A 16,833-nucleotide genomic window follows, 5' to 3' on the forward strand; every position below is an offset into this window, starting at 1 on the left:
CGATCCCGGTGCGTGGCGAGGTGCGGGGGAGGTGGTTAGAGTCGCGTTCAAAGTTCTGTCCGCCGCTCTAATCCGCGGTGCGACTCTGATCGGAGCGCCCATGAAGTCCCTGTCCGAAACCGCGTTTTCCATGCTCGACCTGGTCCCCGTGCGGGACCAGGGTACGGTCGCCGAAGCCCTGAACAATGCCGTCGAGGTCGCCCGCCATGTCGAGCACCTCGGCTTCACCCGCTACTGGCTGGCCGAGCACCACAACATGGATGGCATCGCCAGCTCGGCGACCGCCGTGCTGATCGGCCATATCGCCGGCAAGACCGCGCGCATCCGCGTCGGCTCCGGCGGGGTGATGCTGCCCAACCACCCGCCGCTGGTGGTGGCCGAGCAGTTCGGCACCCTGGCCACCCTCTATCCGGGACGCATCGACCTGGGCTTGGGCCGGGCGCCGGGCGCCGACCACGAGACCATGCGCGCTTTGCGCCGCGACCTGCTGGGCGACGGCAACGACTTCCCCGAGCAACTCGCCGAACTGGAAATGCTGCTTGGCCCGCGGCGTCCGCAGCAGACCCTGCTGGCGGTGCCGGGGGAGGGCACGCGGGTGCCGCTCTGGCTGCTCGGCTCCAGCCTGTTCAGCGCCCGCCTGGCGGCGGAGAAGGGCCTGCCCTATGCCTTCGCCTCGCATTTCGCGCCGCGCTACCTGCACGATGCCTTGCGCATCTACCGGCAGAACTTCCGTCCCTCGGCGGTTCTCGACAAGCCCTACGCCATGATCGGCGTGCCGCTGATCGCCGCGCCCACCGACGAGGAGGCCGACTACCTGGCCACGTCCGCCTTCCAGCGCGTGCTGGCGTTGATCCGCGGGCAGAGCCTCAAGCAGAAACCGCCGGTGCAACGCATGACCGGCCTGTGGCTGCCCCATGAGCAGGAAGCCGTCGGCAACTTCTTCGGCCTGGCGGTGATCGGCGGCCCGGAGAAGGTCCGCAGCCGCCTGGAGCTGCTGCTCGAACAGACCGGCGCCGACGAGCTGATTTTCACCAGCGATATCTACGACCACAACCTGCGCCTGCGCTCGCTGGAAATCGTCGCCGGCCTGCGCTGAGCGCGGCTGACGGATCACGCCGGGGCGTCATGCACGGGCGGGGCGATGGGTATCGCTGCGCTCGACGCCGTCCCACGTTGTATCGCTGTCCAATCCGCTCAGGCAGATTGGCGCCTTTCGACATTGCCGCCCTGACCGGCCGGCGCGAACATCCTGGGTACTCCCGACAAGAACAAACCCAGGAGTCTCGCGATGCGCCAATACGCTGCCGCCGCGGCCGAGTTCGATTACGCGGCCACGGCTCGTTCTACGCTTTCGGGCACCCTCGATGCCCTCAATGCCTGTGTCGAATGCTGTGACCGCCACGCCCAGCCGGGGCGCATGGCGCTGTACTGGGAAGGGCGCAACGGCGAACGCGCCGAGTACAGTTTCGCCCAGCTCAAGGCGCTTTCCGGGCGCTTCGCCAACCTGTTGCACAGCCTTGGCGTGCGCCCTGGCGACCGCGTCTCCGGCCTGCTGCCGCGCACTCCCGAACTGCTCATCACCATCCTTGGCACCTGGCGCCTGGGCGCGGTCTACCAGCCGCTGTTCACCGCGTTCGGGCCGAAAGCCATCGAACACCGCCTGGGCATCGCCGGCAGCCGGGTGCTGGTCACCGACAGCGGCAACCGCGCCAAGCTCGACGAAGTACCCAATGCGCCGCGGCTGATCACCGTCGGCGCCGGCCAGGACCGGCGCGCTGGCGACGAGGATTTCTGGGCCGCGCTGCAAGGCCAGGACGAGGCGTTCGAGCCGGTCATGCGCCGCGGCGACGATCCCTTCCTGCTGATGTTCACCTCCGGCACCACCGGCCTGGCCAAGCCGCTGGCGGTGCCGCTCAAGGCGATCCTGGCGTTCGCCGGTTACCTGCGCGATGCCGTCGACCTGCGCCCCGATGACCGCTTCTGGAACCTCGCCGATCCGGGCTGGGCCTATGGCCTGTATTACGCAGTGACCGGCCCGCTGGCCCTGGGCCACGCCACCACCTTCTATGAAGGCGCCTTCACGGTGGAAAGCACCTGCCGGATCATCCGCCAGTTCGGCATCACCAACCTGGCCGGTTCGCCGACCGCCTACCGCATGCTGATCGCCGCCGGCGAGGCGCTGGCGCACGAGCTGAAGGGCTGCCTGCGCGCGGTGAGCAGCGCCGGCGAGGCGCTGACCCCGGAGGTGATCCGCTGGTTCGCCGAGCACCTGCAGGTGACCATCCACGACCACTACGGGCAGACCGAACTGGGCATGGTCCTGGCCAACCACCACGGCCTGGCGCACCCGGTGCACCTGGGCGCCGCCGGCTACGCCATCCCCGGCCACCGCGTGGTGGTGCTGGGCGAGCAGGGCGAGGAGCTGCCGCCGGGGCAGCCGGGCATCCTTGCCATGGACCGCCGGCGCTCACCGCTGATGTGGTTCGCCGGCTACCAGGGCATGGAGACCAAGGCCTTCGTCGGTGACTACTATCTGAGTGGCGACACCGTGGAGCTGAACCCCGACGGCAGCATCAGCTTCGTCGGCCGCTCGGACGACCTGATCACCACCTCCGGCTACCGCGTCGGCCCCTTCGACGTGGAGAGTGCGCTGATCGAGCACCCGGCGGTGATGGAAGCGGCGGTGATCGGCAAGCCGGACCCGGAGCGCACCGAGCTGGTCAAGGCCTTCGTCGTGCTCTGCCCGGGCTACGGTGCCAGTCCGGCGTTGGCCGAGGAACTGCAGCAGTACGTGCGCAAGCGCCTGTCGGCGCACAGCTACCCGCGCGAGGTGGAGTTCCTCGCGGAACTGCCGAAGACCCCCAGCGGCAAGATCCAGCGCTTCCTCCTGCGCAACCAGGAGATCGCCAAGCAACGCGAGGCGGCCGAACGCGCGGCCGCCCACTGAACCCAGCGGAGAGATTCCATGCAGATCGACAACAAGGTCTTCCTTATCACCGGCGGCGGTTCCGGGCTCGGCGCGGCCACCGCGAAGATGCTGGTGGATGCCGGCGCCAAGGTGCTGCTGGCTGACGTCAATGCCGAGGCCGGTGCTGCCCGTGTCGCCGAACTGGGTGCGGACAAGGCGCGCTTCGTGCGCACCGACGTGACCAGCGAAGCCGACGGCCGCGCCGCCGTGGACGCCGCCCTGGAGAGTTTCGGCGCGCTGCATGGCCTGGCCAATTGCGCCGGCGTGGCGCCCGCCGAGAAGATCCTCGGGCGCAACGGCGTGCATGGCCTGGAGAGCTTCGCGCGGACGGTCAATATCAACCTGATCGGCAGCTTCAACATGCTGCGCCTGGCCGCCGAGGCCATGGCGCGGAACACCCCGGACGCCGGCGGCGAGCGCGGGGTGATCATCAACACCGCGTCGGTGGCGGCCTTCGACGGGCAGATCGGCCAGGCCGCCTACGCCGCCTCGAAGAGTGCGGTGGTCGGCATGACCCTGCCGATCGCCCGCGAGCTGGCGCGCCAGGGCATCCGCGTGATGACCATCGCCCCCGGCATCTTCGAGACGCCGATGATGGCCGGCATGCCCCAGGAGGTGCGCGACTCGCTCGGCGCCAGCGTGCCTTTCCCGCCGCGCCTGGGGCGCCCCGACGAATACGCCGCGCTGGCCCGCCACATCATCGAAAACAGCATGCTCAACGGCGAAGTGATCCGCCTCGACGGCGCCATCCGCATGGCCGCCAAGTGAAGGGAGAGAAACCATGAACGATCCCATCGTCATCGTCAGTGCCGCCCGCACCCCCATGGGCGGCTTCCTCGGCGACTTCAAGGACACCAGCGCCGCCAGCCTCGGCGCCGCCGCCGTGCGCGCCGCGGTCGAGCGCGCACGACTGAATCCCTATGCGCTGGACGACGCGGTGCTCGGCTGCGTGCTCTCCGCCGGCCAGGGCCAGGCACCGGCGCGCCAGGCGGTGCTCGGCGCCGGCCTCGATCGCGGCACCCCCTGCACCACGCTGAACAAGATGTGCGGCTCGGGCATGAAGGCGCTGATGCAGGTGCATGACGCCCTGCTCGCCGGCAGCGCCAGTGTGGCCCTGGCCGGTGGCATGGAAAGCATGTCCAACGCCCCCTACCTGCTGGAGCGCGCGCGCAGCGGCTACCGCATGGGCCACGGGCGGGTGCTCGACCACATGTTCCTCGACGGCCTCGAAGACGCCTACGACAAGGGCCGGTTGATGGGCACCTTCGCCGAGGATTGCGCCGAGGCCTACGGTTTCACCCGGCAGCAGCAGGACGACTTCGCCATCGCTTCGCTGAGCCGCGCACAGAAGGCCATGGCCGAGGGCCGCTTCGCCGCCGAGGTCGTCCCGGTGACGGTCAAGGCTGGCAAGGAAACCCGCGAGGTGAGCCAGGACGAACAGCCGCCGAAGGCGCGCCTGGACAAGATTTCGACGTTGAAGCCGGCGTTCCGCGAAGGCGGCACCGTCACTGCGGCGAATTCCAGCTCGATCTCCGACGGCGCCGCCGCGCTGGTGCTGATGCGCCTGTCCGAAGCCGAACGGCGCGGCCTCACGCCGCTGGCGGCGATCCGTGGGCATGCCTCTTATGCCGATGCGCCGAACCTGTTCCCCACCGCGCCGGTGGGCGCCATCCAGCGCCTGCTGCAACGCAGCGGCTGGAGCCTGGGCGAGGTGGACATGTTCGAGATCAACGAAGCCTTCGCCGTGGTCGCCATGGCGGCCATGCACGACCTGGCGATTCCCCATGAACGGCTCAACGTGCACGGCGGCGCCTGCGCCCTCGGCCACCCGATCGGCGCCTCCGGCGCGCGCATCGTCGTGACCCTGCTCTCCGCGCTGCAGCAGTACGGCCTGCAACGCGGCGTCGCCGCCGTCTGCATCGGCGGCGGCGAGGCCACCGCCATCGCCGTCGAACGCCTGAGCTGAGGAGCCCCGCCATGATCCCGCGTGAAGAAGAAATCCAGATCCGCGACGTCGCCCGGCAGTTCGCCCAGGAGCGTCTGAAACCCTTCGCCGCCGAATGGGACCGCGAGCACCGCTTCCCCGCCGGCGCGCTGAAGGAGATGGCCGACCTCGGCTTCCTCGGTATGCTGGTGGCGGAGGAGTGGGGCGGCGCGCAGACCGGCCACCTGGCCTACGCCATGGCCCTGGAGGAAATCGCCGCCGGTGACGGCGCCTGTTCGACCATCATGAGCGTGCACAACTCGGTGGGCTGCATGCCCATCGCCAAGTTCGGCACGCAGGAGCAGAAGCGCCAGTTCCTGGTGCCGCTGGCGCGTGGCGAGATGATCGGCGCCTTCGCCCTCACCGAACCGCAGGCCGGCTCCGACGCCAGCTTCCTGAGGACCCGCGCGCGTCGCGACGGCGAGCATTACGTGCTGAACGGCAGCAAGCAGTTCATCACCTCCGGCAGCCATGCCGGCGTGGTGATCGTCTTCGCGGTGACCGATCCGGCGGCCGGCAAGAACGGCATCAGTGCCTTCATCGTGCCGACCGACAACCCCGGCTACCGCGTGGTGCGGGTCGAGGACAAGCTCGGCCAGCACGCCTCGGACACCTGCCAGATCGCCTTCGACGAACTGCGCATCCCGGCCAGCTATCGCCTCGGCGAAGAAGGCCAGGGCTACCGCATCGCCCTGGCCAACCTGGAGGGCGGCCGCATTGGCATCGCCGCGCAGGCGGTGGGCATGGCCCGCGCCGCCTTCGAGTACGCCCGCGACTACGCCCACGAGCGCGAGACTTTCGGCAAGCCGATCATCCAGCACCAGGCGGTAGCCTTCCGCTTGAGCGACATGGCCACCGAAATCGCCGTGGCGCGGCAGATGGTCCATCACGCCGCCAGCCTGCGCGAAGCCGGCCTGCCGTGCCTGACCGAAGCCTCCATGGCCAAGCTGTTCGCCTCGGAAATGGCGGAGCGGGTGTGCTCGGCGGCGATCCAGACCCTCGGCGGCTACGGCTACCTGCAGGACTACCCGGTCGAGCGCATCTACCGCGACGTGCGCGTGTGCCAGATCTACGAAGGCACCAGCGACGTGCAGCGCCTGGTGATCGCGCGCAGCCTGTAGCGGGGTGATGCGCCCGGCGAGGCGCTGGCCGGGCAAGGGTTCGCGGGCAGGGCCCGTTCCCGTGTTGGACAGGCACTTCGCGGGGACGGGCCGTGCCGGCGGCTTCAGGCCGGCTGCTGTGCTTCCCGCGCCTCGCGCGCCATCACTTGCTGGCAGAGTTCGATGATCTGCTCGCGCATCCAGCGGTTGGCCGGGTCCTGGTCGGTGCTTTCGTGCCAGTACAGGTGGGTCTCCAGCTTGGGCACGTCGTTCACCGGCAGTTCGACGAAATGTAGGTTGTGATGGCGGGCGAAGCGTTCCGGCACCGTCACCACCATGTCGGTCTGCTGCACCACGTTGGACGCCATCAGGTAGTGCTGCGAACGCAGGGCGATCTTCCGTTGCAGGCCCATCTTGCCCAGCGACAGGTCGATGTAGCCGAGGCCACTGCGGCGGCTGGAAATCTGGATATGCGTCAGCGACAGGTATTCGTCCAGGTTCAGCTTGGCCTTGGCCAGCGGGTGGCCGTGGCGCATGGCGCAGACGTAGCGGTCTTCCATCAGCTTGACGTGGCGCACCTGCGGGTCGGTGTTCAGCGGCGCGTCCACGGCGAAGTCCAGGCGCCCGGCGGCGAGTTCCTTGGTGGTTTCGCGGCGCTTGGCGAGGAAGCTCTCGATGTGCACGTTGGGCGCCTGGCGGCGCAGGCGCTGGAACAGCGGCGGGAGGATCACCGCCTCGGTGAGGTCGGTCATGCTGATGCGATAGGTCTTGTTCGCTTGCAGCGGGGTGAAGGTGCGGCTTTCCTGCACCGAGATGCGCAGCAACTGCAGGGCGTTGCGCACCGGACCGATGATGTTCTGCGCCATGGGCGTCGGCACCATGCCCTGGGCGGTGCGCACGAACAGCGGGTCGTTGAAGGTTTCGCGCAGGCGGGCGAGGGCGTTGGACACCGCGGGCTGGGTGATACCGACGATCTGCCCGGCGCGGGTCAGGTTGGCTTCGGTGTAGATGGCATCGAAGACGATGAACAGATTGAGGTCGACCTTGCTCAGGTTCATCCCGGGGCTCCGCTTGTCATTGTTGTAGGCCGATCATACGCCGCCGGTGACTATCCACCATATGGCTTATGAATGTTCATTGATACGGATAATAGGCTAGGTAAATCCTGGTGCCTGTTCTAGCATCTTCCCCACCACAAGACAAACCCCTGCCAGAAGGTAGCCCCCATGGATTTCGCTTATTCCGCCAAGGTCCAGGAGTTGCGTGAGCGCCTCACCGCGTTCATGGAAGCCTACGTCTATCCCGCCGAGAGCGTTTTCGAGCAACAGGTAGCCGAAGGCGACCGTTGGCAACCGACGCCGATCATGGAAGAACTCAAGGCCCGCGCCCAGGCCGAGGGCCTGTGGAACCTGTTCCTGCCGGAGTCCGAGTACGGCGCCGGCTTGACCAACATGGAGTACGCCCCGCTGGCGGAAATCATGGGTCGTTCGCTGATCGGTTCCGAGCCGTTCAACTGCTCGGCGCCGGACACCGGCAACATGGAAACCATCGTCCGCTACGGCAGCGAAGAGCAGAAGCGCACCTGGCTGGAGCCGCTGCTGCGTGGTGAAATCCGCTCGGCCTTCGCCATGACCGAGCCGGGCGTTGCCTCCTCCGACGCCACCAACATGCAGGCCAACGCCGTGCGCGAAGGTGACGAGTGGGTGATCAACGGCCGCAAATGGTGGACCTCCGGCGCCTGCGACCCGCGCTGCAAGATCATGATCTTCATGGGCCTGACCAACCCCGACGCGCCGCGCCACCAGCAGCACTCGATGATCCTGGTGCCCACCGACACCCCCGGGGTGAATATCCTCCGCCCGCTGCCGGTGTTCGGCTACGACGACGCCCCGCACGGTCACGCCGAAGTGCTCTTCGAGAATGTCCGGGTGCCCTACAGCAACGTCCTGCTCGGTGAAGGCCGTGGCTTCGAGATCGCCCAGGGGCGCCTCGGCCCGGGCCGCATCCACCACTGCATGCGTTCCATCGGCATGGCCGAACGCGCCCTCGAACTGATGTGCAAGCGCGCCGTCGCGCGTACCGCCTTCGGCAAGCCGCTGGCGCGCCTGGGCGGCAACATCGACCACATCGCCGACTCGCGTATCGAGATCAACCAGGCCCGCCTGCTGACCCTGAATGCCGCCTACATGATGGACACCGTGGGCAACAAGATCGCCCAGAGCGAGATCGCCCAGATCAAGGTGGTGGCGCCCAACGTCGCCCTGCGGGTGATCGACCGCGCCATCCAGATCCACGGCGGCGCCGGCGTCTCCAACGACTTCCCGCTGGCCTACTGGTACGCCATGCAGCGCACCCTGCGCCTGGCCGACGGCCCGGACGAAGTGCACCGCGCGGCGATCGGCAAGTTCGAGATCGGCAAGTACGTGCCCAGAGACATGCTCCGCGGCAGCCGCTGATCGGCGCCAGGGAAAAGAAAAAGGCCCGCATCGGCGGGCCTTTTTCATGGACGGGCGATCCGTCGCCGGTTCAGCAACCGTCGCCCTGCTGCTTCAGCCACTGGCGGCGCACATGCAACTGGGCGGCGAAGGCGCGCGCCCGGCACTCCTCGGCGAAGCGCAGGCCGCGATGGCCGAGGCGCACCTGCCAGAGGCGCTGGCCAAGGTGCTCAACGGCTTCGATCCTGACTTCCTGGTTGTGCATGCAGTGTCTCCCGACTGACGATTTCCAGCGGCTCGGCGGCGGCCTCGCGGCGTGTCTTCAGCAGCGATAGCAATATGCCGCCGGCGAGCAGGCCGAAGGTTACTCCAAGGGACAGGCCGGCGGGAATCTTGCCGATGAATCCGTGCAGGAAAATCTTCGCGCCGATGAACACCAGGACCAGCGCCAGGGCGTACTTCAGGTAGACGAAGCGGTGGATCATCGCCGCCAGCGAGAAGTACAGGGCGCGCAGGCCGAGAATGGCGAAGATGTTCGAGGTGTAGACGATGAACGGGTCCTGGGTGATGGCGAAGATCGCCGGCACGCTGTCCACGGCGAACACCACGTCGGCCAGTTCGATCAGGATCAGCGCCAGGAACAACGGGGTGGCGTAGCGCAGCGGCTTGCCCGAGGCATCCGCCAGGCGCACGAAGAAGTGGTGTTGGTGGATTTGCGGCGTGACCCGGATGTGCCGGCGCAGGAAGCGCAGCACCGGGTTGTTGGCCAGGTCCGGCTCTTCTTCGTGGCGGGCGAAGAGCATCTTCACGCCGCTGAACAGCAGGAAGGCGCCGAACAGGTACATCACCCACTCGAACTCGCGCACCAGGGCGGCGCCCAGGCCGATCATCAGGGCGCGCATGACGATGGCGCCGAGGATGCCCCAGAACAGCACCTGGTGCTGGTAGCGGCGGGGGATACCGAAGAAGCCGAAGATCATCGCCATGACGAACACGTTGTCCATCGACAGCGATTGTTCGACCAGGAAGCCGGTGTAGTACTCGACCGCGTGGGTGGCGCCGAACTCGTACCAGACGAAGCCGCCGAAGGCCAGGCCGCAGGCGAAGTAGCCGGCGGACAGGAACAGGCTCTCGCGCACGCCGATTTCGTGGTGGTCGCGTTGCAGCACACCGAGGTCGAGGACTAGCAGGACGATGACGATGGCCAGGAACAGCAGCCAGAACCAGACGGCGGTGCCGAGGAAGGGAGCGTTGAGAAAATCCAATAGGGGTGCCATGGGGGCCCTCTCTTGCTGTCGTTGTCGAAAGTGACTCCGACATGGCGGTCTTGCAGACCGTCAGAGGGGCCCGGCGTCACGGCGGGAAAAATAACAGAGCCCGGCGTTGCGGCAAGCGGTGGAAGGTAACAAGTTCCTACAGGCTCTCGATCCGCCTGCGCCTCAGTCTACGCGAAGGCTGGCAGCGAACCCTGCGCGAGGTCAGTACACCCAGACCTCTACCCGACGGTTCTTCACCCGGCCGTCGTCGTCACTGTTGGCGGCGACCGGCAGCGCCGCGCCCATGCCTTCGATGGCATGGAAGACCACGCCTTCCTTGGCCAGCTCGCGGCGCACCGCCATGGCCCGCAGCTTCGACAGCAGCTCGGCGCGCGCCGGGTCCTGCTTGGCGTCGCCGAAGCCGACCAGCACGGCCTTGTCGTTCATCTTGCCGTAGCGTTGCAGGTAGGCGACCAGGCGCTCGACGTCGCGCTGGGCCTTGTTGTCCAGGGTGGCGCTGCCTTCGCGGAAGCGGAAATTCACCGACAGGCGCTGGGCATCGCGGGCCAGCGCCTGGTAGCCCTCCGGCATGCCGGCCTTGGGCGGCATGCGCACCGCCTGCACGCGCTGGCCGACGAAGCCGGCGGTGCTCACCAGCGCCTGGCCGCGCTCGCCCTGGGCGAATTGCAGCAGGGCCTGGGCCCAGCGGTTGGGTTCGTTGGGTTTGACGTACAGGTACAGCCGCCGCGACAACGGATAGTCCTCGGTGGCGATGCTCGTCGGCGAGGGCGCCATGGCCTGCGACTCGCCATCGGCGATGGCCAGGGCCTTGGCCTTGAGCACCGAGGCGAGGCCGACGAAGCCGATGCCCTGCGGGTCGGCGGCGACCTGGGCGGACAACTGGTCGCTCGATTCGAAGCGCTGCGCGCCAGCGGCCAGGGCCTTGGCGTGGCTGGCCAGGACCAGTTCCTTGAAGGTGTCGAAGGTGCCGGAATTGTCGTCGCGGGCGTACAGGTGGATGGCGCCGCCGCCCCCGCCGAGTTCTTCCCAGGTCTTGATCTCGCCGGAGAACACCCGCGCCAGTTGCTCGGTGTTCAGTTGTTGTAGCGGGTTGGCCGGGTTGACCACGATCGCCAGGCCATCGATGCCGAGCACCTGTTCGGCCTTGGCGCTGCGCAGGTTGCCCGCGGCGGACAGCGCCGAGGCTTCGGCATCCTTGATCGGTCGCGAGGCGGCGGCGATTTCCGCGCTGCCGTCCTTGAGCGCGGCGAAGCCGGTGCTGGAGCCGTGGGCGGCGACCTCGATCAGCGCTTCATGGCCGGCGGCGTCGCGGCCGTGGATGCGCTGCTCGTTGTCCGCCTTGCCGGCTTCGCTGCCGATATCCGTGTAGCCCTGCTCCAGCAGCAGCCCCTTGACCAGCTCCGGGAGCAGGTGCGCGCCGATGGTGTTGGAGCCCTGGATGCGCAATACCGGCTCGCCGTTCTGCGATGCGGGCAGGGCGGCGAAGGCGTGCCAGGGCAGGGCATAGCAGACGAAACCGATGATCAGCCAGGTCAGGGTGATGGGCCAGGCGTCGGCGTTGCGGCGAGGCGAGGGGTGCGGCATGGGGCGGGTGTCCGTGGTGGGTTTGCGCGAGGCCGGCAGATTAAGACACAAAGGTTTCAGCCCTGTGACGGGTTGCCGGCGAGCGCTCTAGGGCGCCGTGCAGCGCTGTCCGCCTGGTCTATAGTCATGCTCAGGAGCCGCTGTCAGCCAGCCGTGGCCGGCGCGCCGAGTCCGTTCCGGGATCGCGCGGCAGCGGGCCCTTGCCGGGAGTGCTATGGATCTGTCGCGCCGACTTGTCGTGTTTTGCTGTCTGTTACTTTGCTGGCCGCTGCTCGTCGCGGCGGCGCCCCCCCTGCTTCTGGCGGGCCACAGCGCGCCCATCGGCGACGCCTGGATGAGCCCCGCCGAGCGTGCCTGGCTGGCCCAGCATGGTCCGCTGCGCGTCGCTGTCATCGAGACCGACCGCCCGCCGCTGGAGATGCTCAGCGGCGGACGCTATGAAGGCGTCAGCGCCGACTACCTCGGGCTGCTCTTCGGCGACACGCCGCGCGTGCTCGCCTACCCATCGCGGCAGGCGGCGTTGCAGGCCCTGCAACGCGGCGAAGTGGACCTGCTCGGCGCCGGCAGCGATTTCGAGGCGGGCGCCAACGGCCTGCTGCGCAGCCGTGCCTACCTGCCCGTGCAGCCGGTGCTGGTCAGCGCGCAGGCGCGTCCCTTCGATGCGGCGCGGGCGGACACCACCCTGGCCCTGGTCGCCGATTACCTGGCGCTGGCCAAGGTCCGCGCGGCCTACCCGAACAGCCGCGTGCTGCTGTTCGCCTCGCCGCTGCGGGCACTGGAGGCGCTCAGCCTGGGCAATGTCGACGGGATGATCGGCGATGCCCTGTCAGTGCATTACCTGATCAACATGAACTACCTGTTCGATCTGCGCATCGACAACTTCGCGCCCCTGGACAGCGACGGCTTCAGTTTCCTCCTGGCGCAGGGCAACGAGACCCTGCGCGACCTGCTCGACCACGGCCTGGCGCGCGTCGGTGCGCAGCGCGACGAGGAAATCCTCCGCCGCTGGAGCGCCGGCGAGCGTTTTCGCCTGGTGCAGCGGCGCCTGGTGTTGAGCCCGCGGGAGAACCGCTGGCTGGCCGCGAACCCGAAGATTCCGGTGGTGGTCACCCGCTATACCGGCTCGCTGGTGCAGGTCGACGACGACGGCAAGATCAGCGGTATCGCCCGTGATTACCTGGACCTGCTGGGCCAGCGCGCCGGTCTGCAGTTCAGCTACGCGGCGGTCGACAGCGCCGACGCGCTGGATCGCGAGATGCGCGCCGGGCGAGCCCTGGCGACGCCGGTGGTGCCGCCCGGCGACTGGGAACTGACGGTCCTCGCGCCCTACCTGCGCGGCACCGTGATCCTGGCCACCGCCGAGGGTGACCAGCGCATCCACGATCTCCAGGATCTCGCCGGCAAGCGCCTGGCCAGCGCCGCCGGGCGTTACTTCAACCAGATGCTGCACGAGCGCTACCCGGACATCCAATTGCTCGAAATGCCCAACCAGTTGGAGTCGCTGCACAGCGTCGAGGAAGGCCGCAGCGATGCCTCCATCAGCAGCCTGTTCAGCGCCCGCGCGCTGATCGCCAGCCATTTCAAGGGACGCCTGAAGGTCGCCGGTATCCTCGAAGAGCTGAGCACGCCCTACAGCATCGGTGTGCTCAGGGACCAGCCGGAGCTGGCCTCGATTCTGGAAAAGGCGCAACTGTCGGTGGACCCGGAAGAGATCGCCGCGCTGGTGCGGCGCTGGGAGCCACGCCAGGCGGACAACGGCGGCAGTTTCTGGGCCGAACACCGCGAGAGCATCCTGGCCTTCGGCGGCATCGGCGCGCTGCTGGTGCTGCTGTCGCTGGTCTGGGGCTTCTACCTGAACCGCCAGGTCCTGCGCACGCGGCGCGCCGAGCAGCGCCTGAGCAGCCAGTTGGTCTTGCTCGACAGCCTGATCCAGGCGATTCCCAATCCGGTCTACCTGCTCGATCGCGACGGCCGCCTGCGCCTGTGCAACCAGGCGCTGCTCGACCTGTTCGACAGCCGCCTGGAAGACTGCCGTGGCAAGAGCATTCCCGAACTCGGCTGGTTCCCGGAGGCGGAGGCGCGGCGCCTGGCCGAGCTGCACGGGCAGCAGGTCGCGACCGGCAACATGCCGCCGGCCGGTGACTATGTGCTGCGCCTGCCTGGCCGCGATCTCTACGTCTATCACTGGGCGGTGGCGCAGCGTGACGCCGACGGCGAGATTCAGGGGGTGATCGGCGGCTGGGTCGATCTCACCGAGCGCCAGCAACTGATGCAGCAACTGGAGCGCGAGCGGCAGCGCGCCGACGCCGCCAGCGCGGCGAAGAGCCAGTTCCTTTCGACCATGAGCCACGAGATCCGCACGCCGATGAACGCCATCATCGGCCTGCAGGAATTGGTGCTGGAGAAAGCCCGCGAGGGCATTCTCGATCGTCCCTCGCTGGAAGTCGCCCAGGACGCCGCGCGTTCGCTGCTGATGCTCATCGGCAACGTGCTGGACATGGCCCGCATCGAATCCGGGCGCATCGATTCGGCGCCCTTGCCGGCCTCGTTGCGCCGGCAGATCGAAGGCAGCGTCTCGCTGTTCGCCGGGCTGGCCGTGCAGAAGGGCCTGAGCCTGGAGCTTCAGGCCGGCGCCGAGCTGGACCACTGGGTGCTGCTCGACGTGCTGCGCTTCAAACAGGTGCTGTTCAACCTGCTGAACAACGCGATCAAGTTCACCGAGCGCGGCGGTATCACCTTGCGTGCTTCGGCGACCCGCCAGGGACAGAACCTCGACCTGCTGATCGAGGTGATCGACACCGGCGTCGGCATCAGCGCCGAGGACCAGGCCCGGCTGTTCCAGCCCTTCGCCCAGGTCGAGCAGCCGGCGCGGCAGGCCGGCAGTGGCCTGGGACTGCACATCAGCCGGCGTCTGGTGGAAATGATGGGCGGCCGCCTCGAATTGACCAGCGAGGCGGGCGTGGGCTCCTGCTTCAGCCTGCGCCTGCCGCTGCAGATCACCCAGGCGCCCGGCGAGAAGGAGGGCGTCGCGCTGCAGCCGGCGGGGCCCGGCGCGCTGAAGGTGCTGGCGGTGGACGACCATCCGGCCAACCGCCTGGTGTTCCAGCAGCAACTGGAGCACCTCGGGCACCGCGCCACCCTTGCCGCGAATGGCGAGGAGGGCTGGGAGCTCTGGCTGGCCGGCGACTTCGACGTGGTGCTCACCGACTGCCGCATGGTCGGCGTCGATGGCTACGAGCTGACCCGGCGCATCCGCGAAGAAGAAAGCCGCTGCGGGCGCCGCCGCTGCCTGGTGCTCGGCGCCACCGCCAACGCCCTGGACGAGGAAACCCAGCGTTGCCTGGAGGCCGGCATGGACCAGGTGCTGTTCAAGCCGCTGACCCTGGAGGTACTGCAACAGGCCCTGGCCAGCGCGTCTGCGCCAGCCGCCAAGGCCGGGCCGGCGTCAGCCACGCCGAGCGGCGCGGTGTTCGACCTGGGCGGGGTGTTCGGTGCCCACCCGGAAACCAACCCGTCGGCGGCGGGCTTCATCGGCACCTTGCTGGAGGCCAACGAACAGGACCTGATCCAGCTACGGCGCCTCGGCGAGCAGGGCGAGCCCCGGCAACTGGCGGACCTGGCGCACCGCATCGCCGGCGCCGCGGCCATCGTCCGCGCGCGCGAGCTGGAAGGGCATTGCCGCGATCTGCAAATCATCTGCGAAAGCGATGCCATCGGCGCGCCGCAGCAGGTGCGTGCGGTGGAGGCGGCGCTGGAGGAATTGCAGCGGCAGTTGCGCGCCTGGCTGCGCAGCCTCGACGCCTGAAATCAGCTCAATTGCAGCCAGATCGGCGCGTGGTCCGAGGGCTTCTCCATGCCGCGGATGGCGTAGTCGATGCCGGCCGCCTGCAAGCGCGGACGCAGTGCCTCGGAGGCGAGGATGACGTCGATGCGCAGGCCGCGCTTGGGCTCGTCCTCGAAGCCACGGCTGCGGTAGTCGAACCAACTGAAGCGGTCGTTCACCTGCGGGTGCAGGTGGCGGAAGCTATCGACCAGGCCCCAGGTCTTCAGGCGATCGAGCCACTCGCGCTCCTCCGGCAGGAAGCTGCACTTGCCGGTGCGCAGCCAGCGCTTGCGGTTTTCCTCGCCGATGCCAATGTCGCAGTCCTCGGGGGAGATGTTGATGTCGCCCATGATCAGCAGCGGCTGGCTTGGCTTGAACTGCTCGTCGAGGAGCTTCTGCAGGTCGGCGTAGAAGCGCTGCTTGGCAGGGAATTTCAGTGGATGGTCGCGGCTTTCGCCCTGCGGGAAGTAGCCGTTCATGACCACGATCGGCTCGCCCTTTTCGTCCTTGAAGGTGCCCCAGATGAAGCGCCGCTGGGCGTCCTCGCCATCCCCCGGGAAGCCGTAGCGGATCTCTTCCGGCGCCTGGCGCGACATCAGAGCCACGCCGTAGTGGCCTTTCTGCCCGTGGTAGTGCACGTGGTAGCCGAGGGCTTCGATCTCTTCGCGGGGGAACTGGTCGTCGGCGACCTTGGTTTCCTGCAGGCCGATGACGTCGGGCTGGTGCGCCTCGATGATCGCCTGCAACTGGGTGGGGCGTGCGCGCAAGCCATTGATATTGAAAGAGACGATTTTCATCCAGGGCGTCCTCGAAAAGGAACGATGCTAGCCGTTGGTGGGGGGGCGGGCAAATCCCGCGATGCTCGGCGTCGGGGTTTCTGGCGGGGCCGCGGTGGCGCTGCTAGGTTCAGTACGGGCCGTCACCGAGTGACGCTCGCTTTGCGCTGCAACCCAGGCTTCGGGCCGGGCCCGAACAACAATAAAAAGAGGTGGCTGCATGTCCGAGACACTCGCCGAAGTGCGCATGCTGGGCGATTCCTATACCCGCGAAATCCGCTCGTTGCTCTACCACGCCTATCGCCATGAACCGACCTTCAACTACCTGTTCGAGGGCGACCGTCCGGGCTTCGACCAGCGCGTGCGCGCCACGGTGCGCGAGCTGACCAACCAGCACATGGCCGAGGAGCTGCCGGTGATCGGCCTGGTGCTCGGCGAGCGCCTGGTGGCGGTGGCGCTGGTCGCCCCGCCGCAGCGCCGCCTGGGCATCACCGAGAGCTGGGCGTGGCGCATGCGCATGCTGCTGACCGCCGGTTTCCGCTGCACGCGGCGCTACCTCGACTACCACGAAGCGGTGCTCGGCTGCCTGCCGCCGGGGCCCTACCACCTGCTGCCGCTGCTCGGCGTGCACCCGGAGTTCCAGGGGCGCCACCTCGGCGAGCAACTGCTCAATGCGCTGCACCTGTGGTGCGCCGAAGACAGCGGCTCGCGGGGCCTGGTGCTGGACACTGGAAACAGCCGCTACCTGGATTTCTATCGCCGCCACGGCTACCAGGAAATCGGCGAAGTGGCGCTCGGGCCGATCCGCGAACACGTGCTCTTCCAGCCCAATCCGCAACCCGAGGAGCACCTGGCCAGCCAGGCCTGAAGCACGCCGCGCGGCCCT

General features: G+C 68.1%; 13 protein-coding genes. 8 read left to right on the forward strand and 5 right to left on the reverse strand.

Annotated features, from left to right (window positions below; translation table 11 throughout):
• Positions 1-100 precede the first annotated feature (100 nt).
• The 5 genes from BLQ74_RS15530 to BLQ74_RS15550 all read left to right on the forward strand — a co-directional run bounded on the left by BLQ74_RS15530 (position 101) and on the right by BLQ74_RS15550 (position 6,073).
• The gene (locus tag BLQ74_RS15530) at positions 101-1,096 is read left to right on the forward strand and encodes an LLM class flavin-dependent oxidoreductase (protein ID WP_090263689.1); all 996 of its coding nucleotides are present in this window, start codon (positions 101-103) and stop codon (positions 1,094-1,096) included.
• A gap of 192 nt (positions 1,097-1,288) precedes the next feature.
• A complete protein-coding gene (locus BLQ74_RS15535) occupies positions 1,289-2,947 on the forward strand; it encodes an acyl-CoA synthetase (protein ID WP_090263691.1) in 1,659 nt (552 codons plus the stop codon).
• An 18-nt stretch (positions 2,948-2,965) separates the two neighbouring features.
• On the forward strand, positions 2,966-3,736 hold the full coding sequence (locus BLQ74_RS15540) for a 3-hydroxyacyl-CoA dehydrogenase (RefSeq protein ID WP_090263693.1): 771 nt from the start codon (positions 2,966-2,968) through the stop codon (positions 3,734-3,736).
• 13 nt (positions 3,737-3,749) lie between these two features.
• Positions 3,750-4,934, forward strand: coding sequence for an acetyl-CoA C-acyltransferase (locus BLQ74_RS15545; protein ID WP_090263696.1), 1,185 nt, complete (start codon positions 3,750-3,752; stop codon positions 4,932-4,934).
• Between the two features lie 11 nt (positions 4,935-4,945).
• Positions 4,946-6,073: an acyl-CoA dehydrogenase family protein gene (locus BLQ74_RS15550; protein ID WP_090263698.1), complete on the forward strand. Its 1,128-nt coding sequence runs from the start codon at positions 4,946-4,948 to the stop codon at positions 6,071-6,073.
• Between the two features lie 104 nt (positions 6,074-6,177).
• Here the strand turns inward: BLQ74_RS15550 and BLQ74_RS15555 are convergent, their stop codons facing one another.
• Entirely contained in the window at positions 6,178-7,110 is a 933-nt protein-coding gene (locus BLQ74_RS15555) for a LysR family transcriptional regulator (RefSeq protein WP_090263700.1), read from the reverse strand.
• Positions 7,111-7,278: 168 nt separating this feature from the next.
• On the opposite strand from BLQ74_RS15555, the gene BLQ74_RS15560 reads away from it, so the two are divergent.
• On the forward strand, positions 7,279-8,508 hold the full coding sequence (locus BLQ74_RS15560) for an acyl-CoA dehydrogenase (protein ID WP_090263702.1): 1,230 nt from the start codon (positions 7,279-7,281) through the stop codon (positions 8,506-8,508).
• Between the two features lie 70 nt (positions 8,509-8,578).
• Here BLQ74_RS15560 and BLQ74_RS27440 read toward each other — a convergent pair whose 3' ends face one another.
• The 3 genes from BLQ74_RS27440 to BLQ74_RS15570 all read right to left on the reverse strand — a co-directional run bounded on the left by BLQ74_RS27440 (position 8,579) and on the right by BLQ74_RS15570 (position 11,348).
• Positions 8,579-8,752 (reverse strand): hypothetical protein, encoded by a 174-nt coding sequence (locus BLQ74_RS27440; RefSeq protein WP_170842810.1) that lies wholly within the window; start codon positions 8,750-8,752, stop codon positions 8,579-8,581.
• Positions 8,718-9,764 carry a TerC family protein gene (locus BLQ74_RS15565; RefSeq protein ID WP_090263704.1) on the reverse strand — a complete coding sequence of 349 codons (1,047 nt, stop codon included), beginning with the start codon at positions 9,762-9,764 and terminating at the stop codon, positions 8,718-8,720. Before BLQ74_RS15565 ends, BLQ74_RS27440 begins: the two co-directional genes overlap by 35 nt.
• A gap of 201 nt (positions 9,765-9,965) precedes the next feature.
• Positions 9,966-11,348, reverse strand: a complete 1,383-nt coding sequence (locus BLQ74_RS15570; protein WP_090263706.1) for a substrate-binding domain-containing protein — start codon at positions 11,346-11,348, stop codon at positions 9,966-9,968.
• A gap of 334 nt (positions 11,349-11,682) precedes the next feature.
• On the opposite strand from BLQ74_RS15570, the gene BLQ74_RS15575 reads away from it, so the two are divergent.
• Complete coding sequence (locus tag BLQ74_RS15575; RefSeq protein WP_244507206.1) at positions 11,683-15,153, forward strand: ATP-binding protein; 3,471 nt, start codon at positions 11,683-11,685, stop codon at positions 15,151-15,153.
• A gap of 2 nt (positions 15,154-15,155) precedes the next feature.
• Here BLQ74_RS15575 and xthA read toward each other — a convergent pair whose 3' ends face one another.
• On the reverse strand, positions 15,156-15,968 hold the full coding sequence (gene xthA / locus BLQ74_RS15580; protein ID WP_090263710.1) for an exodeoxyribonuclease III: 813 nt from the start codon (positions 15,966-15,968) through the stop codon (positions 15,156-15,158).
• A 199-nt stretch (positions 15,969-16,167) separates the two neighbouring features.
• Between xthA and BLQ74_RS15585 the strand changes: the two genes are divergently transcribed.
• Positions 16,168-16,815, forward strand: coding sequence for a GNAT family N-acetyltransferase (locus BLQ74_RS15585; RefSeq protein ID WP_090263713.1), 648 nt, complete (start codon positions 16,168-16,170; stop codon positions 16,813-16,815).
• Positions 16,816-16,833 lie beyond the last annotated feature (18 nt).

Origin of the sequence: Pseudomonas panipatensis (assembly GCF_900099785.1) — a bacterium.
In the GTDB taxonomy this organism is placed as follows: domain Bacteria; phylum Pseudomonadota; class Gammaproteobacteria; order Pseudomonadales; family Pseudomonadaceae; genus Pseudomonas; species Pseudomonas panipatensis.

What these genes read in the sequence shown, in the direction of transcription:
- BLQ74_RS15560 (WP_090263702.1), top strand. Translation starts at nt 7,279, where the DNA reads ATGGATTTCGCTTATTCCGCCAAGGTCCAGGAGTTGCGTGAGCGCCTC.
- BLQ74_RS15530 (WP_090263689.1), top strand. Translation starts at nt 101, where the DNA reads ATGAAGTCCCTGTCCGAAACCGCGTTTTCCATGCTCGACCTGGTCCCC.
- BLQ74_RS15565 (WP_090263704.1), bottom strand. Translation starts at nt 9,764, where the DNA reads ATGGCACCCCTATTGGATTTTCTCAACGCTCCCTTCCTCGGCACCGCC.
- BLQ74_RS15545 (WP_090263696.1), top strand. Translation starts at nt 3,750, where the DNA reads ATGAACGATCCCATCGTCATCGTCAGTGCCGCCCGCACCCCCATGGGC.
- BLQ74_RS15540 (WP_090263693.1), top strand. Translation starts at nt 2,966, where the DNA reads ATGCAGATCGACAACAAGGTCTTCCTTATCACCGGCGGCGGTTCCGGG.
- BLQ74_RS15550 (WP_090263698.1), top strand. Translation starts at nt 4,946, where the DNA reads ATGATCCCGCGTGAAGAAGAAATCCAGATCCGCGACGTCGCCCGGCAG.
- BLQ74_RS15570 (WP_090263706.1), bottom strand. Translation starts at nt 11,348, where the DNA reads ATGCCGCACCCCTCGCCTCGCCGCAACGCCGACGCCTGGCCCATCACC.
- BLQ74_RS15585 (WP_090263713.1), top strand. Translation starts at nt 16,168, where the DNA reads ATGTCCGAGACACTCGCCGAAGTGCGCATGCTGGGCGATTCCTATACC.
- BLQ74_RS15575 (WP_244507206.1), top strand. Translation starts at nt 11,683, where the DNA reads ATGAGCCCCGCCGAGCGTGCCTGGCTGGCCCAGCATGGTCCGCTGCGC.
- BLQ74_RS15555 (WP_090263700.1), bottom strand. Translation starts at nt 7,110, where the DNA reads ATGAACCTGAGCAAGGTCGACCTCAATCTGTTCATCGTCTTCGATGCC.
- BLQ74_RS15535 (WP_090263691.1), top strand. Translation starts at nt 1,289, where the DNA reads ATGCGCCAATACGCTGCCGCCGCGGCCGAGTTCGATTACGCGGCCACG.
- xthA (WP_090263710.1), bottom strand. Translation starts at nt 15,968, where the DNA reads ATGAAAATCGTCTCTTTCAATATCAATGGCTTGCGCGCACGCCCCACC.
- BLQ74_RS27440 (WP_170842810.1), bottom strand. Translation starts at nt 8,752, where the DNA reads ATGCACAACCAGGAAGTCAGGATCGAAGCCGTTGAGCACCTTGGCCAG.